This is a genomic window from Mesorhizobium sp. M1088, from assembly GCF_040318575.1.
GTDB lineage: Bacteria > Pseudomonadota > Alphaproteobacteria > Rhizobiales > Rhizobiaceae > Mesorhizobium.
On record NZ_JAMYMO010000134.1, the window covers coordinates 1 to 625 of the forward strand.

1 protein-coding gene is annotated in these 625 nt (G+C 63.8%); it reads left to right on the forward strand.

From position 1 onward, the window contains the following. Nucleotides 1–139: 139 nt before the first annotated feature. Nucleotides 140–625 (forward strand): Mu transposase domain-containing protein (locus tag NKH49_RS34830; RefSeq protein WP_502907998.1); only part of this gene is annotated, 486 nt, incomplete at its 3' end.

Consider the following 625-nt stretch of genomic DNA (forward strand, 5'->3'; position numbering starts at 1 on the left):
TGAAGTCCGGCGTCAGCCGAGCAAGCTTCTACGATCCCGAGATCAACCGCAGCTATGGGAGAATGGCATCTCACTATGGCGTCGGCGTCCTGCCGGCCCGGCCCGACGACCGAAGGACAAGGCCAAGGTCGAGAACGGCGTGCGTTTCGCCCAAAGCTGCATTCTGGGGCGCCTGCGCAAACAGACGTTCTTCTCGCTCGCCGAGGCCAATGCCGCGATCGCCGGCGTGCTGGAGCGCATCAACAATCATGTCATGCGCCGGCTGGGCGTCAGCCGCCGACAGCTCTTCGAGGCGGTCGAACGCGCGGCGCTCGCAAGCCTGCCCGCCGAGGATTACGAGTTCGCCGAATGGCGCTTTGCGCGGGTCTCGACGGATTACCATGTCGAGTTCCAAAGCTTCTTCTATTCCGTGCCGCACGGCCTCATCCGTCAGCAGGTCGATATCCGGGCGACAGCACGGATGATCGAGATCTTCCATCGCGGCGAACGCATCGCTGTGCATCAGCGCCGATATGGCGGCAAGCGCTATGGAACGGACCCCGCACACATGCCGAGCTCGCACCGCCGCTATGCGGAATGGACACCGGATCGTTTCCGGCGCTGGGGCGCATCGATCGGACCGCAA